The organism is Frigidibacter albus (assembly GCF_009908165.1).
In the GTDB taxonomy this organism is placed as follows: domain Bacteria; phylum Pseudomonadota; class Alphaproteobacteria; order Rhodobacterales; family Rhodobacteraceae; genus Frigidibacter; species Frigidibacter albus.
The window spans coordinates 445,735-461,886 of the sequence record NZ_JAAAUC010000002.1 but is presented as its reverse complement, the minus strand read 5'-3'; the positions used below and the strand labels follow the sequence as shown (position 1 = coordinate 461,886).

General features: G+C 68.1%; 14 protein-coding genes. 7 read left to right on the top strand and 7 right to left on the bottom strand.

Going from position 1 to position 16,152, the window contains the following annotated elements; translation table 11 throughout:
• Position 1: 1 nt before the first annotated feature.
• Together GVY41_RS04710 and mnmA are read right to left on the bottom strand one after the other, a co-directional pair.
• The gene (locus GVY41_RS04710; RefSeq protein WP_161343223.1) at positions 2 to 1,828 is read right to left on the bottom strand and encodes an ABC-F family ATP-binding cassette domain-containing protein; all 1,827 of its coding nucleotides are present in this window, start codon (positions 1,826 to 1,828) and stop codon (positions 2 to 4) included.
• Positions 1,829 to 2,125: 297 nt separating this feature from the next.
• Entirely contained in the window at positions 2,126 to 3,271 is a 1,146-nt protein-coding gene (gene mnmA, locus GVY41_RS04705; protein WP_161343225.1) for a tRNA 2-thiouridine(34) synthase MnmA, read from the bottom strand.
• A 183-nt stretch (positions 3,272 to 3,454) separates the two neighbouring features.
• Between mnmA and sciP the strand changes: the two genes are divergently transcribed.
• The 5 genes from sciP (at position 3,455) to GVY41_RS20495 (ending at position 9,633) form a co-directional block, all read left to right on the top strand.
• Positions 3,455 to 3,733 carry a CtrA inhibitor SciP gene (gene sciP, locus GVY41_RS04700; protein ID WP_161343227.1) on the top strand — a complete coding sequence of 93 codons (279 nt, stop codon included), beginning with the start codon at positions 3,455 to 3,457 and terminating at the stop codon, positions 3,731 to 3,733.
• Positions 3,734 to 3,827: 94 nt separating this feature from the next.
• Positions 3,828 to 4,541, top strand: coding sequence for a response regulator transcription factor CtrA (gene ctrA / locus GVY41_RS04695; protein WP_161343229.1), 714 nt, complete (start codon positions 3,828 to 3,830; stop codon positions 4,539 to 4,541).
• A gap of 88 nt (positions 4,542 to 4,629) precedes the next feature.
• Positions 4,630 to 6,783, top strand: coding sequence for an NAD-dependent DNA ligase LigA (gene ligA, locus GVY41_RS04690; protein ID WP_161343231.1), 2,154 nt, complete (start codon positions 4,630 to 4,632; stop codon positions 6,781 to 6,783).
• Between the two features lie 16 nt (positions 6,784 to 6,799).
• Complete coding sequence (gene recG, locus GVY41_RS04685; RefSeq protein WP_161343233.1) at positions 6,800 to 8,890, top strand: ATP-dependent DNA helicase RecG; 2,091 nt, start codon at positions 6,800 to 6,802, stop codon at positions 8,888 to 8,890.
• Between the two features lie 620 nt (positions 8,891 to 9,510).
• Complete coding sequence (locus GVY41_RS20495; RefSeq protein ID WP_268234494.1) at positions 9,511 to 9,633, top strand: hypothetical protein; 123 nt, start codon at positions 9,511 to 9,513, stop codon at positions 9,631 to 9,633.
• Positions 9,634 to 10,012: 379 nt separating this feature from the next.
• Here GVY41_RS20495 and GVY41_RS04680 read toward each other — a convergent pair whose 3' ends face one another.
• Both GVY41_RS04680 and GVY41_RS04675 read right to left on the bottom strand, forming a co-directional pair.
• Positions 10,013 to 11,443 (bottom strand): methyl-accepting chemotaxis protein, encoded by a 1,431-nt coding sequence (locus GVY41_RS04680; RefSeq protein ID WP_161343235.1) that lies wholly within the window; start codon positions 11,441 to 11,443, stop codon positions 10,013 to 10,015.
• Positions 11,444 to 11,503: 60 nt separating this feature from the next.
• Positions 11,504 to 11,947, bottom strand: coding sequence for an iron-sulfur cluster assembly scaffold protein (locus GVY41_RS04675; RefSeq protein ID WP_161343237.1), 444 nt, complete (start codon positions 11,945 to 11,947; stop codon positions 11,504 to 11,506).
• Between the two features lie 66 nt (positions 11,948 to 12,013).
• Between GVY41_RS04675 and hisI the strand changes: the two genes are divergently transcribed.
• The gene (gene hisI / locus GVY41_RS04670) at positions 12,014 to 12,373 is read left to right on the top strand and encodes a phosphoribosyl-AMP cyclohydrolase (protein ID WP_161343239.1); all 360 of its coding nucleotides are present in this window, start codon (positions 12,014 to 12,016) and stop codon (positions 12,371 to 12,373) included.
• A gap of 12 nt (positions 12,374 to 12,385) precedes the next feature.
• Here hisI and gluQRS read toward each other — a convergent pair whose 3' ends face one another.
• The 3 genes from gluQRS to GVY41_RS04655 all read right to left on the bottom strand — a co-directional run bounded on the left by gluQRS (position 12,386) and on the right by GVY41_RS04655 (position 15,523).
• A complete protein-coding gene (gluQRS, locus tag GVY41_RS04665; RefSeq protein ID WP_161343241.1) occupies positions 12,386 to 13,246 on the bottom strand; it encodes a tRNA glutamyl-Q(34) synthetase GluQRS in 861 nt (286 codons plus the stop codon).
• Positions 13,225 to 14,565, bottom strand: coding sequence for a methylenetetrahydrofolate--tRNA-(uracil(54)-C(5))-methyltransferase (FADH(2)-oxidizing) TrmFO (trmFO, locus tag GVY41_RS04660; RefSeq protein WP_161343243.1), 1,341 nt, complete (start codon positions 14,563 to 14,565; stop codon positions 13,225 to 13,227). The genes gluQRS and trmFO overlap by 22 nt, the downstream gene beginning before the upstream one ends.
• A 169-nt stretch (positions 14,566 to 14,734) precedes the next feature.
• Positions 14,735 to 15,523, bottom strand: coding sequence for an enoyl-CoA hydratase (locus tag GVY41_RS04655; RefSeq protein WP_161343245.1), 789 nt, complete (start codon positions 15,521 to 15,523; stop codon positions 14,735 to 14,737).
• 63 nt (positions 15,524 to 15,586) lie between these two features.
• On the opposite strand from GVY41_RS04655, the gene GVY41_RS04650 reads away from it, so the two are divergent.
• Complete coding sequence (locus GVY41_RS04650; RefSeq protein WP_373283257.1) at positions 15,587 to 16,015, top strand: PaaI family thioesterase; 429 nt, start codon at positions 15,587 to 15,589, stop codon at positions 16,013 to 16,015.
• Positions 16,016 to 16,152: the final 137 nt, after the last annotated feature.

Here is a 16,152-nt window from a genome sequence, read left to right as displayed (position 1 = left end):
GTCAGCCCGCGCGCTCTTCCAGCCCCATCCACTCTTCCTCGGCCGCCGCAAGCTGCTGCTGGCGTTCGACCAGGGCCTCACTGGCCTTGTTGAACTTGGCGGGCGAGCTGGCAAAGAGGGCCGGGTCCGCCAGGAACTCGGTCAGCTTGGCGATCTCGGCTTCCAGCTTGGCGATCACGCCGGGGAGCGACTCCAGCCGGTGCTTCTCGGTGAAGGACAGCGCCGCCGAGGCCTTGCCCACCGGCTTGTCCGACTTCACGGCAGGCCGGGCTGCCGGCGCCGCAGCCTGCGCCGCCTCGGCCGCATCGCTGACCTGCCGCTCGGCCCGCTGGCTCTGATAGTCGCTCCAGCCGCCAGCATAGACGGTGGCGCGCCCGTCGCCTTCCATCGCAATGGTGGTATTCGCCACCCGGTCGATGAAGTCGCGGTCGTGGCTGACCAGCAGCACGGTGCCGTCATATTCGCCCAGGATGTCCTGCAGCAGGTCCAGCGTTTCCACATCCAGATCGTTGGTCGGCTCGTCGAGGATCAGCAGGTTCGACGGCCGCGCCATGATCCGCGCCAAGAGCAGCCGCGCCCGCTCACCGCCCGACAGCGAGCCGATCGGGGCCCGCGCCTGCGATTCGTCGAACAGGAAGTCCTTGAGATAGGCGATCACATGCTTGGGCTGGCCGCGCACCATCACCTGATCGGCCCGGCCCGACACCCGCATCTCGGGGTCGTTAACCAGCCCGTCCCACAGCGTCATCGACAGATCGAGCGTGGCGCGCGCCTGATCGAAGACGGCGATGTCGAGGTTGGTGCCCAGTTTGACGGTGCCGGCATCGGGCGCCTCCTCGCCGGTCAGCATCTTCAGCAGCGTGGTCTTGCCGACGCCGTTCGGCCCGACAAAGGCCACCCGGTCGCCGCGCTGCACGCGCAGGTCGAACCCGGTCAGGATCACCTTGTCGTCGTAGCGCTTGGCGATGCCCTTGGCCTCGATCACCATCTTGCCCGAGGTGCTGCCCGAGTCCAGCGCCATCGCCGCCGTGCCCTGACGGCGGATCTGGCTGGCGCGGTCGGCCTTCATGTCCTGCAGGGCGCGCAGCCGGCCCTGGTTGCGCTTGCGCCGGGCAGAGATGCCTTCGACCGCCCACCGCGCCTCGGCCTTGATCTTGCGGTCGAGCTTGTGGCGCGCGTCATCTTCCGCCGCCCAGACCTCCTCGCGCCAATCCTCGAAGCCCGAGAAACCGCGCTCCTGCCGGCGGACCTGGCCGCGGTCGATCCACAGCGTGGCCTTGGTCAGCGCGCGCAAGAAGGCGCGGTCGTGGCTGATCAGCACGAAACCGGCGCGGGTCTCGCTCAGGTATTTCTCCAGCCAGGCGATGGCCTCGATGTCGAGGTGGTTGGTCGGCTCGTCCAGCAGCATCAGTTCCGGCGCGTGGGCCAGCAGGCGCGCCAGTGCCGCCCGCCGCCGCTCGCCGCCACTGGCCTTCGACGCCTCGGCCTCGGGGCGGAACTTCAACCCCTCGGCCGCCGCCTCCACCCGCCAGTCCTCGCCCGCGTCCAGCCCCTCGGCGGCGAAATCGCCAAGCGTGGCATAGCCGGTCAGGATCGGCTCCTGCTCCATGTATCCCGTGGTGATGCCCGGAGGCACCACGCGCAGCCCGGCATCGGGCTCGATCAGCCCGGCCATCACCTTCATCAGGGTGGATTTGCCGGACCCGTTGCGCCCGACCAGCGCGACGCGGTCAGAGGGTTGCACGACGAGGTCGAGCCCGTCGAAAATCGGATCGCCGCCGAAGGTGAGCGAGATGCCGGAAAGCTGGAGGAGGGGGATGCGTGCCATGTGCCGGGGGCTACAGGGGGCCGCGGGCGGCGTCAACGGGGGGCGTGGGGGCGGGGCGGGGGTTGGTGGGAAATATCCGCTCTGGTTGACGCGAACGTCCGAGGGCTGTGCCCCCCTTGCCCGGAATCAAGGCGCCTTGGCGCCGCCGGGCAGCGCCCGTCCGCCCCCTCGGGTGGGCGCTCCGCAACGCATGTGCGTAGACCTGCGGTGGGGAGATGCCGCACCATAAAGCGCCTAGAACTGCTGTTGCTCGCCCACCCGGCGGACGGGCGCTGCCCTCTGTCAGGGCAAGCCCCCTCAGCGCCCCCGCCAGATCCATCCACCGCCCAGAATGCGGGTGCTCTCGGTGTCATAGAACACGCAGGCCTGCCCCGGGCTGATCCCGGTTTCGGGGTCCAGCAGCTCCACCTCGGCTTCCGTCGCCGAAATCGGCCGGATCACCGCCGGCCGCGGCGGGCGGGTGGAGCGGACCTTGACCGCGACATGCCATTCGGGGCGGCTGTCGAACGGCTCATCCCCCAGCCAGTTGATCTCGCGCAGCGGCACCGTCCGCGTGGACAGCGCCTCGCGCGGGCCGACGATCACCCGGCGGCTGTCCGGGTCCAGCCGCACCACGAACAGCGGATCGCCCTGTCCGCCGATGCCAAGCCCGCGGCGCTGGCCGATGGTGTAATGGATCACGCCGCGATGCGCGCCGATCACCCGGCCCTCCAGATCGACGATGTCGCCGGGCTCCGCAGCCCCCGGCCGCAGCTTCTCGATCACCGCGGCATAGTTGCCATCGGGGACGAAGCAGATGTCCTGACTGTCGGGCTTGTCCGCCACCGAAAGCCCGTATTTCGCCGCCAGCGCCCGGGTTTCCGCCTTGCTGTGAAGATGGCCAAGCGGAAAGCGCAGATAGGCCAGCTGCTCGGGCGTGGTCGAGAACAGGAAATAGCTCTGGTCGCGGTTCGGATCGGCGGCCGAATGCAGCTCCGGCCCCGCCGCGCCGACATGGCGCTGGATGTAATGCCCCGTCGCCATGCAATCGGCGTCGAGGTCCTTGGCCGTCGCCAGCAGATCCTTGAACTTCACCCGCTCGTTGCAGCGGATGCAGGGCACCGGCGTCGCGCCCGCCAGATAGGCGTCGGCGAATTCCTCGATCACCGCCTCGCGGAAGGTGTTCTCGTAATCCAGCACGTAATGCGCAAAGCCCATGGTTTCCGCGACGCGCCGCGCATCATGGATATCGCGGCCCGCGCAGCAGGCGCCCTTCTTGGCCAGCGCCGCGCCGTGATCGTACAGCTGCAGCGTGACGCCGACGACGTCATAGCCCTCTTCCTTCAGCATCGCCGCCACGACGGAACTGTCGACCCCGCCCGACATCGCCACCACCACCCGCGTCTCGGCGGGCGGCTTGGCAAAGCCGAGCGAATTGAGCGGATGGGGTGTGTCGAGCGGCATGGCGGCGGCCTTGTGGCGGCCCGATCGTGCGGGCGGGGCAGGGGATGGGCGCGGAAGATCGCTGGAATATAGGAAAATGCGACACACTCACAACCCCGCGTTTCACCGCTCCTTAAGCCCGTCCGGGCAGCTTGCCCCGGATCAGCCTGCGATATCAGCCTGCGATCCGCGAGGGACAGCCGTATGTATCTGAAGAAAATCCAGGGCCCCCGCGCCGTGACGCTGCCAGATGGCACGGTGATGACCCGCGCCGACCTGCCTCCGCCCGAGACCCGCCGATGGGTCGCCAGCCGCAAGGCGAAGGTGGTCAAGGCAGTCGCCTATGGGTTGATCTCGCTCAAGGACGCGCTGGAGCGCTACGGGCTATCGGAAGAGGAATTCGATCTCTGGCGGGCCGCCGTAAATCAACATGGCGAGGCCGCGCTGAAAGTGACGACCTTGCAGCGGTATAGACAACTTTAAGTTGAAGGCGGCCTGCACTCTGCGAGAGTAACCCCTGATTAACCATTTGCCCCGACTGTGGCGAAGTTCGAGGGATAAAGCGGAGTGACCCCAGATGCGAATCCTGCTGGTCGAGGATGACCCCACCACGTCGCGCAGCATCGAATTGATGCTGACCCATGCCAACCTCAATGTCTATTGCACCGATCTGGGCGAGGAAGGGATCGATCTGGCCAAGCTCTACGATTACGACCTGATCTTGCTGGACCTCAACCTGCCCGACATGAACGGGCTCGACGTGCTGCGCCAGCTGCGGCTCGCGCGCGTCAACACCCCGATCCTGATCCTGACCGGCGCCGACGATACCGAGAACAAGATCAAGGGCTTCGGCTTCGGCGCCGATGATTACATGACCAAGCCCTTCCACCGCGAGGAACTGGTCGCCCGCATCCACGCGATCATCCGCCGCTCCAAGGGCCATTCGCAATCGGTGATCCGCACCGGCAAGATCGCCGTCAACCTCGACGCCAAGACGGTGGAGACCGAAGGCAAGGCCGTGCACCTGACCGGCAAGGAATACCAGATGCTGGAGCTGCTGTCCTTGCGCAAGGGCACCACGCTGACCAAGGAGATGTTCCTCAACCACCTCTATGGCGGCATGGACGAACCCGAGCTGAAGATCATCGACGTCTTCATCTGCAAGTTGCGCAAGAAACTGTCCGAGGCGACGGGGGGCGACACCTATATCGAAACCGTCTGGGGCCGCGGCTATGTGCTGCGCGACCCGAACCCGGCCGAGCAGGAGCGCCGCATCGCCATCGGCGCCTGACCCGCAGCCGACCGCTGGAATTTCCGTGCGCGCCGCCCTATCACTCTGGGGCGGCTCCCGGCCGCAGCACGACAGCGGAGGCGGCGGCATGGCGGATCTGGCGGAACTGGCGGTCAGCAAGATGGCGCCCGAGCAGGCGGCAGCCGAATGGCAACGGCTGGCCGAGGCCGTGACCCGCGCCAATCGCTCCTACCATACCGAGGACGCGCCGGAGATCACCGATGCAGACTACGACGCGCTGAAGCGCCGCCTGGCCGAGATCGAAGCCCGCTTTCCCGCCCTCGCCGCCGGCAGCCCCACGCAAGAGGTGGGCGCGCCGCTCGCAGAAGGCTTCGCCAAGGTCCGGCACGAGATCCGGATGCTCAGCCTGGAGAACGCCTTTTCCGAAGACGAGGTGACGGACTTCGACACCCGCATCCGCCGCTACCTGAACCTCGCGCCCGATGCACCGCTGCCCTTCACCGCCGAGCCCAAGATCGACGGCCTTTCGCTGTCCCTCCGCTATGAGGGTGGCAAGCTGGTGCAAGCCGCCACCCGAGGCGATGGTGAGATGGGCGAGAATGTCACCGCCAACGCCGCCACCATTGCCGACATTCCGCAAACCCTGACCGGCGCGCCCGAAATCCTCGAGGTCCGCGGCGAGGTCTACATGTCCCACGCCGATTTCGCCGCGCTGAACGCCCGGCAACTGGAGGCCGGCGCCAAGCCCTTCGCCAACCCGCGCAACGCCGCCGCCGGAAGCCTGCGCCAGCTCGATGCCGCCATCACCGCCGCCCGGCCGCTGCGCTTCTTCGCCTATTCCTGGGGCGCGCTGTCCGAACCCTTGGCCGCCACCCAGCTCGGCGCCATCCGGCGCCTGACAGAACTCGGCTTCAGCACCAACCCGTTGACCGTGCTCTGCGACGGCCCCGCCGCGCTGATCGCCCAGTATCGCAGCATCGAGGCCGAGCGCGCCACCCTCGGCTATGACATCGACGGCGTCGTCTACAAGGTCGACAACCTCGCCCTGCAGGCCCGCCTCAGCTTCCGCTCCACCACCCCGCGTTGGGCCATCGCCCATAAATTCGCCGCCGAGCTTGCCTGGACCCGGCTCGAGGCGATCGACATCCAGGTCGGCCGCACCGGCGCGCTGAGCCCGGTCGCGCGGCTGACCCCGGTCACCGTCGGCGGCGTCGTCGTGTCGAACGCGACCCTGCACAATGAGGATTACATCGCCGGCCGCGACTCCGCCGGCCAGCCGATCCGCGAGGGGCGCGACATCCGCATCGGCGACTGGGTGCAGATCTACCGCGCCGGCGACGTGATCCCGAAGATCGCCGATATCGACCTCTCCCGCCGCCCCGAGGATGCGCAGCCCTATAGCTTCCCGACAATCTGTCCCGAATGCGGCTCTGAAGCGCTGCGCGACGAGGGCGATTCGGTGCGCCGCTGCTCTGGCGGCATGGCCTGCCCGGCGCAGGCGGTGGAAAAGCTGAAACATTTCGTCAGCCGCGCCGCCTTTGACATCGAAGGCCTCGGCGCCAAGCAGATCGAGGCCTTCTTCCACGACACCCTCCTGCCGATCCGCGCCCCAGCCGACATCTTCACCCTTGCCGAACGGGATGCTGCGAGCCCCCTGCAAAAGCTGAAAAACCGCGAGGGTTGGGGCGAGCGTTCCGCCACAAACCTCTTCCGCGCCATTGACGAAAAGCGCCAGATCCCGCTGAACCGCCTGATCTTCGCCCTCGGCATCCGCCATGTCGGCGAGACCGGCGCCAGCCTCCTCGCCGCCCATTACGGCACCTGGGCCGCCTTCGAGGCGGCGATGACCGCGGCCGATCCCGCCGCCGGGGAGGGTGCAAAGCCCAAGGGCAACCCGGAATGGCAGGACCTGATCGCCATCGACGGCGTCGGCCCGGTGCTCGCCGCCTCGGTCGTGACCAGCTTCCACCAGCCCGCCGAACGCGCCGCCATCGACGCACTCGCCGCGCATCTCGACGTGCAGCCTGTCATCCGCCGCGTCGCGACGGGCAGCCCCGTCGCCGGCAAGATCGTCGTCTTCACCGGCACGCTGGAGCGGATGACCCGCGCCGAGGCCAAGGCCCGGGCCGAGGCGCTCGGCGCCAAGGTCGCGGGCTCGGTTTCGGCGAAGACCGACATTCTGGTCGCCGGTCCGGGCGCAGGGTCCAAGGCCAGCAAGGCCGCCGATCTGGGCGTCGAGGTCATCAATGAGGATGCCTGGCTGGCGCTGATCGGGGGATGAGGTGAACGACGCGCCCGTGAAAGGCCGCCCGCCGGTGCTGTTCCCGCTGTTCGCAGAGCTGGAAACGCTGGAGGGGGTCGGCCCGAAGACCGCCAAGCTCATGGCCGGGCTCGGCGTGGAAAAACCGCGCGACCTGCTGTTCACCCTGCCGCATTCGGGCGTCGACCGGCGCCCCCGCGCCTCGATCCGCGACTATCTGCCCCCCGCGGTGGCGACGGTCGAGGTGACGGTGGGCGCGCATTTCCCCCCCTTGCGCAAGGGCGGCCCCTATCGGGTGATGGTCCGCGATGCGGTGACCGAGTTCCAGCTGGTGTTTTTCCGCGCCAAGGGCGACTGGCTGCAAACCCAGCTGCCGACCGGGCAAAGGCGCATAGTTTCCGGAAAACTCGAAATCTTCGACAATGTCGCGCAGATCGTCCACCCCGATCACATCCTGCGCCCCGAGGAGGGCGCAAGCCTGCCCGCCTGGGAGCCGGTCTATCCGCTGACCGCCGGCCTCGGCCAGAAGCCGGTGGCCCGGGCGGCGGCGGCGGCGCTGGAACGGGCGCCGGACCTTGCCGAATGGATCGACCCCGCCCTGAAGGCGCGCGAGGGCTGGCCGGACTGGGCGGGCGCCCTGCACGCCGCCCATGCCCCGGCCTCGGGCGCGGATATGGCCGCGACCGCCCCGGCCCGCGCCCGCCTGGCCTATGACGAGCTCTTCGCGCATCAGCTGACCCTCGCTTTGGCCCGCGCTACCCTGCGCCGCGGCAAGGGGCGCGCGAGCCGCGGCACAGGGGTCTTGCAGCGCAAGGTTTTGGAATCGCTCCCCTATTCCCCGACCGGCGCGCAGACCCGCACCCTGTCCGAGATCGCCGCCGACATGGCCAGTGACCGGCGGATGAACCGCCTGCTGCAGGGCGATGTCGGCGCCGGCAAGACGCTGGTCGCCTTCCTTGCGCTGCTGGTCGCGGTCGAGGCGGGCGGGCAGGGCGCGATGATGGCCCCGACCGAGATCCTGGCGCGCCAGCATCTGGAGAGCCTGAGGCCCATGGCCGAAGCCGCCGGGGTCCGCATCGCGCTGCTCACCGGGCGCGACAAGGGCGCCGACCGCGCCGCGAAACTGGCCGCGCTGGCGGAGGGGAAGATCGATGTGCTCGTCGGAACCCATGCGATTTTTCAGAAGGATGTGAATTTTTACGACCTCCGGCTGGCGGTGGTCGATGAACAGCACCGCTTCGGCGTGGCGCAGCGGATGGAGCTTGGCGCCAAGGGCCAGGCCGCCGATGTGCTGGTGATGACGGCGACGCCGATCCCGCGCAGCCTGGCGCTGGCGCAATATGGCGACATGGATGTCAGCCTGCTGGACGAAAAGCCCGCGGGCCGCCAGCCGGTGCGCACCGCGCTCGTCTCCACCGGACGCATCGACGAGGTGGTGGACCATCTGCACCGCGCCGTGGCCGAGGGGCGCCAGGCCTATTGGGTCTGCCCGCTGGTCGAGGAAAGCGAGGTGCTGGACCTGACCGCCGCGACCGAGCGCTTCGGGATGTTGCGCGCCGCGCTTGGCGAAGGCGTCGTGGGCCTTGTCCACGGCCAGATGCCGCCCGCCGAGAAGGACGCCGCAATGGCCGCCTTCGCCGCCGGTCGCAGCAAGGTTCTGGTCGCCACCACGGTGATCGAGGTGGGGGTGAACGTACCCAATGCCTCGATCATGGTGATCGAGCGCGCCGAGATCTTCGGCCTCGCGCAGTTGCACCAGCTGCGGGGCCGGGTCGGGCGGGGGGCGGCGGAGTCCACCTGCCTTTTGCTCTACCAACCGCCGCTTGGCGGCACTGCCGAACGCCGGTTGCAGTTGCTGCGCGAAACCGAGGACGGTTTCCGCATCGCTGAGGAAGATCTGGCGATCCGCGGCGCCGGCGACATGATCGGCACCGCGCAGTCGGGGCTGCCTCGGTTCCGCATCGCCGATCTCGAGCGCCAGGCCGCGCTGCTGGCGGTGGCGCAAAGCGACGCCCGCGCTCTGCTGGCGGTGGACCCCGCCCTGACCGGCCCGCGCGGCCAGGCAGCGCGGGTGCTGCTGTGGCTGATGGAACAGGACCGCGCGATCCGGTTGATCTCGGTCGGGTAAGGGCGATCGACTGCGCCGCGAAGCACGGGGGGGACCGCGCCACGTGCAGGGCCGCCGACCTGCAGCCTGACCGGCCTGCCCACCCAACTGGCGCCGCCATGGCCCTGCCCAATTCCACGCGCGAGCCTTCCTGCCGCGCCTCGGAGATCGGGGCAGATGAACATCACCCTTCGAGTCGCGCCATGGGTCGTCATCTCCGCGAGCACCAACGGGCAAAGCTGGCGGATGCACAGACCATGTCTGCGCGCCAGCCGCCTGCAAGCCCATGGGCGCGGCCAAGCACGACAAGGGTCCGGGCTGGCGGGGGGGTAGAGCGCGATGCGGCCGCATCGCCGCCGGGCGCGTCCCGCAGGGGGTGTCCGCCACACCTGAACACGGGCGCTACCGACGCAGACTGGCGAGGCGAAGGCGCCTCCCAAGGCCGGGACGACTCCGCGCTCTTGTGGAGCGGGGGCTGGCACGGCAGATTCCGCTGCCGGTTCCGATGGTTGGGCGCATCACCTCGATCTCTCCTCTCGCGTGTTCCCGGATGTTCTGTCAAAGTTCTTAAAAAGTTCTTTACAGGCGCCCCGAAAAATGAGAACAAAGCAGCAACATAAACACCCGACAGGAGCCAGCCGATGTTCGCAGAGATCAGATCCGTCCTCCTTCGCTCGCGCGAAACGCTGATCGAGGATGCCGCTGGCGCCGTTGCGCTGATGGTGATGCTGGTGGTCGGCCTGCACCTTCCCGGGCTCGTCTGACGCGATCGCCTGTCGACGGCTGACCGCCGGCCGGCGTCTTGTCCCCGTCCGGAGCCTTCAGAGCGACAAATGCCGGTCGTCCCCCGCCCCTCAGGCAGGGCGCTTGGTCCAATCCGTCCACCGGCTTGCCGGTGCCAAGAATTTTGCGGCGGCGAGAAACCCGCCGCACACTGATACCGACCGTGGCCCCTGCCGCGCGCCTCTCTCGAACTGCCTCGCGCCTTTTCCACCCGGCGATGCGGCGGGCCAACCCCGCCCGTCCGCATCAACCCCTGTCCTGCCGGGTCCGCACCCCGGCCAGCCGGTGACCGGAATCTGCGCCACTTGCCGCCGCCATCCCCCAGGGTGGCGGCGGTTTTTTTTCATGCCCCTACCTCCCTCACACGTCAAACCCATAGGCCAGCCGCAAGCCGCCCCAATGCCGGCCCTTCACCCGGATCGGCGCCGACAGGTCCTTCATCGTCACGAAGGCGCCGCCGCCCATGTCGCGCCGGTAGACCTGCAGCAGGAAGGGCGCGGTCGAATTGCCGGCCTTCAGCGCCACCCGGTCGTCAAAGATCCGCCGGTTGCGGGCATGGGCGGCGTTCCAGAGCGGATCGTGGCCCTGGGGTTGCGAGAATTTTCGGTTATGCGTGGGCAGATAGCCGCCCCGATCGACGGCCGCGCAGAACACCACGCGCGGATCGAAGGCCAGCGCCGGCTCCTGGATCGCCGGGAGCACCTTGTCGGTGAATTCGGTGAAGCGCGTCAGATACTGCGGCGGATCGCTGCCCACCACTGCGCGGTACTCCCGGTCGAAAAGCGCCGCCCCGCTGATCTCGCCGCGCTCCACGCCCATTTCGAAGGCGCGGCTGATCGCTGCCGCAGCGGCCTGCACCTCGGCGATCAGCCGGCCATCGACCGAATCCGCGCCAAGGCCGACCGCCTCCTGCACGATGGTCTCGCTGGCATCGATCAGCCCCGAAATCCGCTGCCGGGTCTCGCTGATCGCGCCAGAAGTGCCCTCCACGCCCGCGCCGATCCGGGCAACGGCGGGCGCAAAGGCGGCAACCGCGCCGGCAACCTCGGCGCTGCGCCCGGCAATCGCCGCGGCGCCGCTGCGTGTTTCCTTCAACCCGTCCGAGATATGCTCCATCGCGCGGTCGCTTTCGGCCGCCTCGCTGCGCACCGCACCCGCCTCGGCCGAGATCTTGCCGGCATCGGCCTTGAGCCCGCCGATCCGCCCCGACAGCCCGCGCACGTTTTCCGAAATCGCGCCCGCCGTGGCAGCAGTCTTGCGTGACAGCTCGTTGATCGCCTCGGCCACCACCGCAAAGCCGCGCCCGGCCTCTCCGGCCCGCGCCGCCTCGATTTTCGCGTTGATCGCCAGGATGTTGACCTGCCCTGCGATCCCCGCAATCTCGCCATTGGCGGCCTGGATGCCGGTCAGCGCCGCCTCGACCTCGGTCATCCTTCGGTCGAATTCCTGCACCCAGGAGGCGATTTCCTGCGCACGCCGGCCCGCACCGCGCACCCGCGCCACCGAGGCCTCCACCGCCGCCATCGTCTCCTCGGCCCCGCGCTCCAGCGCCCTGGCGGCGGCCAGCGCCTCGGTATTGGCATGGCTCACGGCATCGGCGCCGCGGCGCACCGCGTCCAGTTGCGCGATCTGTTGCGCCGCCTCCTCCTCGACCTTGTCAAGGAACCCCGCGACATCGACGATATCGCGCCCCAGCAGTTCCGCCTGATGCAACCGCCGGGTCGAGCCCTCGCAGCCTTGGCGGACAAGGCCCGGCTGCGCCTCGACTTCGGGGGGAGGGAAGGGAATCATCCGGGGTTCTGCCTGTGCGCTGCCTGTCGGAAGGCTAGTCCGGCGCAGGTTTCGGCAAGGTTAACTGCTGGCCTCGGCCGCCGCCGCCGCATCGGCCGCCGCCTCGAGCGCGAGCAGGATCGAGGCGTGACGGTTGCGATAGTCGCGGGCGGGGAGCAGCACCTCGAAGCCATCGAATGGCGCGGCGGGGACCGGACCAGCGTCTTTCAGCATCGCGGCGAGCGCATCGCGCGCAGCTTCGATTTCGGCACGCGTCCGGCCGATCATCGCCGCGCCTGCGACCGCTGCCGCCGCCTGCCCAAGCGCGCAGGCCTTCACATCCTGCCGGAATTCCACGACTATTCCGTCCTGCAGCACCACATCCGCCGTCACCGTCGACCCGCAGAGCGGCGAGCGCCGCCGCGCGGTCCCCTGCGGCGCCGGCAGCCGGCCCAGATGCGGAATATCTGCCGCCAGCGCCAGAATGCGCTGCGAATAGAGGCGGATCAGGTCGGTATCGCTCATCCGGGGTTTCCGTATCTGGGGCAGGGCTATAGATAGTCGGGACCACACGGCTTGCAAAGGTGCCCCATGTCTTTCGACCCTTCGACGCTGCGCTATGATGCCCACGGCCTGATCCCGGCGATTGCGCAGGATCATGCGACGGGCGAGGTGCTGATGATGGCCTGGATGAGTGCAGAGTCTCTTCGGGAGACACTTGAAGATGGCCGCGTAACCTATTGGTCACGCTCACGGAAGGCGTTTTGGGCGAAGGGTGAGAGTTCGGGGCATGTGCAGCGGCTGATCGAGTTGCGGATCGACTGCGACCGAGACTGCCTGCTGCTGCTGGTGGACCAGACCGGGCCCGCCTGCCACACCAACCGGCGGAGTTGTTTCTACACCGCTGCGAGAGACGGCGGCGAGGTGGTGATCTTGGAGCCGATTGCGTGATTTTACAGCCTGTTACAAGCCGATCTTGATGCGAACGTCGGCTGGCGTATCGCCCTCGTCGCGGTAGCGACGGATGGCGCGGGCGTCGTCGCGTTTTGCAAGCCGCTTCCCGGCATCATCGCGGATAAGTGTGTGGTGGCGGTAGGTTGGCACTGGAAGTTCAAGTAATCTCTGAAGAACGACATGTATCCGCGTGGCCTCAAACAGATCTTCGCCCCGCGTGACTTCGGTGATCCCCTGTGCCGCATCATCCACCACCACCGCAAGGTGGTAGGAGGTGCCGATGGAGGGTCTCGACAAAATCACGTCTCCGACATGGGTTATAAGCTGATCGTTATTCAACGCCTGAACTCGGGGATGGACCGGGCCAGTCTCGGTGAACCAAAGCGGGACACCGTCAAGGAATCTCAGCGCCTCTGCCATGTCCAGCCGGATCGCATCCGCGGGGCCGGCGTCGCTCATGGCCCGTTCGCGGCAGGTGCCCGGATAGATCAGCCCGTCCGGGCCTGTCAGCGGCACGCCTTCTTGCGGCGCGGAAAGGGCGGCGCGGATGTCGCCGCGGCTGCAGCGGCAGGGGTAGCATAGCCCCAAGGAAATCAAGTGGTTGAGCGCCGTATCATACGCCTCTCGCCGCTCCGATTGCCGCAGCACCGGGCGCTGCCAGTCGAGGCCGAGCCAAGCCAGATCCTCATAGATGGCCGCCTCGAACTCCGGGCGGCAGCGGGCGGCGTCGATATCCTCGATCCGCAGCAGAAACTCACCGGGATCGGCGCGGGCAGCGGCGGTCAGCGCGGCATAGGCATGGCCGAGATGCAGCAGGCCGGTGGGCGAGGGCGCGAAGCGGGTCCGCCTCAGCTTTGGTCCGCAAGCCATTGGGAAAAAGCCTCTTTCGCGCGGTCGGTATAGGCCTTGTAGCGGTCCTTGCGCCCCCGGCGCCCGCCCTTGGCGTCGATCGGCGGGAACAGCCCGAAGTTGACGTTCATCGGCTGGAATGTCTTCGCCTCCGCGCCGCCGGTGATATGGGTGATCAGCGCACCGGTCGCGGTATCGGCAGGCGGCGGCGGCAGGTCGCGCCCCAGGATCTCGGCGGCGGCCATCCGGCCCGCGAGCAGACCCATTGCGGCGGATTCCACATAGCCCTCCACCCCCGTCACCTGCCCGGCAAAGCGGATATGCGGGCGTGAGCGCAGGCGCATCCGGTCGTCGAGCAGGGTCGGCGAGTTGAGGAAGGTGTTGCGATGGATGCCGCCGAGCCGGGCAAAGCTGGCGTCCTGCAGCCCGGGAATCATCTTGAAAACAGTGGTTTGCGCGCCGTACTTCATCTTGGTCTGGAAGCCGACGATATTGTAGAGCGTGCCCAGCTTGTTATCGCGGCGCAGCTGCACCACGGCATAGGGCTTGACCTGCGGGTCATGGGCGTTGGTGAGACCCACCGGCTTCATCGGGCCAAAGCGCAGCGTCTCGCGCCCGCGTTCGGCCATCACCTCGATCGGCAGGCAACCGTCGAAATAGCCGGCTGTTTCGCCTTCGCGGAACTCGGTCTTCTCGGCGGCCAGCAGCGCGTCGATGAAGGCCTCGTACTGTGCCTTGGTCATCGGGCAGTTCATGTAGGCGGTCTGTTCCTCGACCGTCTCGCCCTTGTCATAGCGCGACTGCATCCAGGCAACCGACATGTCCACGCTTTCGGCATAGACGATGGGGGCGATGGCGTCGAAGAAGGCGAGGCTCTCGGCCCCGGTCTCGGCACGGATCGCCTCGGCCAGAGTGCCGGAGGTGAGGGGGCCGGTGGCGATGATCCAATGGCCATCTTCGGGCAGGGCGGTGATCTCGCCCGGCTCCACGCGCACCAGCGGATGCGCCCGCAGCCTGGCCGTCACGGCGGCGGCGAAGGCCTCGCGGTCCACGGCCAGCGCGCCGCCGGCGGGCAGGCGATGCGCCTCGGCCATCGCCATCAAAAGCCCATTCGCCGCGCGCATTTCCCAATGCAGCAGGCCCACGGCGTTACGCTCGTCATCATCCGAGCGGAAGGAGTTGGAGCAGACCATCTCGGCAAGGTTGCCGGTCTGGTGCGCGAAGGTGCCGACATGGGGGCGCATCTCATGGACGACCACGGGCACGCCCATTTCGGCGGCCTGCCAGGCCGCCTCGGATCCGGCCATGCCGCCGCCGACGATGTGAAGCTCTTGTGTCATGGCGAACGCATAGCGGGGGCGGGTGCCAAAGAAAAGTCTGCCCGTTTCTTGCTGGCGGAAATATCCCGGGGTCCGGGGCAGCGCCCCGGCGCTGGCCAGCGGTGCGACGCCGGGGGTTTCACACCCCCGGACCCCCGTGGGATATTTGGAAAAGGCAAAGCGGGCAGGGTCAGGCCCAGTTCGGCGGGCGTTTGTCCAGGAAGGCCGTGATCCCCTCCTCGGTATCACGCCAGAGCATGTTCTCGACCATCACCGCGCCGGCGAGGTCATAGGCATCGTCCAGCGGCAGGGCGATCTGGTCGTAGAAGGCGCGTTTGCCGATACGGACGGCGGCGCCGAGCTTGCCGGCGACGGTCTGGGCAAGGGTCAGCGCCGCTTCGGGCAGATCGGCGGGGGCGGCGACGCGGTTGATCAGGCCGATACGCTGCGCCTCCTCGGCGCCGATGAAAGCGCCGGTGGTCAGCATCTCGAAAGCCTGCTTGCGCGGCACGTTGCGAGTGAGCGCGACCATCGGGGTGGAGCAGAACAGGCCGATATTGACGCCGTTGACGCCAAAGCGCGTCCCCTCGGCCGCGACCGCCATGTCGCAGCTGGCGACGAGCTGGCAGCCGGCGGCGGTGGCGATGCCATGGACCTCGGCGATCACCGGCTGGGGCAGGGCGGGGATCATCTGCATCACCTCGGCGCAGCGGGCGAAGAGATCCGCGAAATAGGCGGCGCCCTTGTCGGGGGCGGCGCGGCCGGCCTGCATCTCCTTGAGGTCATGCCCGGCGCAGAAGGCGCGGCCGGTGCCGGCGAGCAGCACGACGCGGACCCTGGGATCGGCGGCCAGTTCCGTCAGCCGCGCCTTCAGCGCCGCCAGCATCGCATCGGACAGGGCATTGAGGCTGGCGGGGGCGTTGAGGGTCAGCCGCGCCACCGGGCCGATATCCTCTCGCAGCACGAGGTCTTCTGTCATTGTCATTCCCTCCGGTTTGGCGAAACTCTAGGCGGGGAACGTGTGGGGGGAAAGATGCAGTCGATGGACCGGGCGGCGCTGGAGGCATTCCTGGCAGCGGAGTTCCCGCAGGTGGCGGGCGATTTCGCGCTGGAGGAAGTGGCGCCGGAGCGGCTGGTGGTGCGGCTGAAGGTGGGCGAGCGGCATTTGCGGCCGGGGGGCACCGTGTCGGGGCCGAGCATCTTTGCGCTGGCGGATGTGGGGATCTACCTGGCGATCCTCGCGCGGATCGGGCCGGTGGCGCTGGCGGTGACGACGAATGCGAGCGTCGATTTCATGCGCAAGCCGGCGGCTGGCTGCGATCTGCTGGCCGAGGTGCGGATCCTGAAGCTGGGGCGCAGCCTGGCGGTGGCGGATGCGCTGGTGTTCTCGGACGGGCTGGCAGAGCCGGTCGCGCGGGCGTCGATGACCTATGCGATCCCTCCGGCGCGGCGATTTGTTGGGGTAAATTAATACCTATTTCATAAGGCACTGATTTCTTGCAGTTAATTCCAATGCGACGCACTTGACCTGCGCCGTCGCATGTCTGATAAGCCCCCATCCGAATGCGGGCGCCACAAGCTACGATAGCAACCGGCTCCCATCTATCC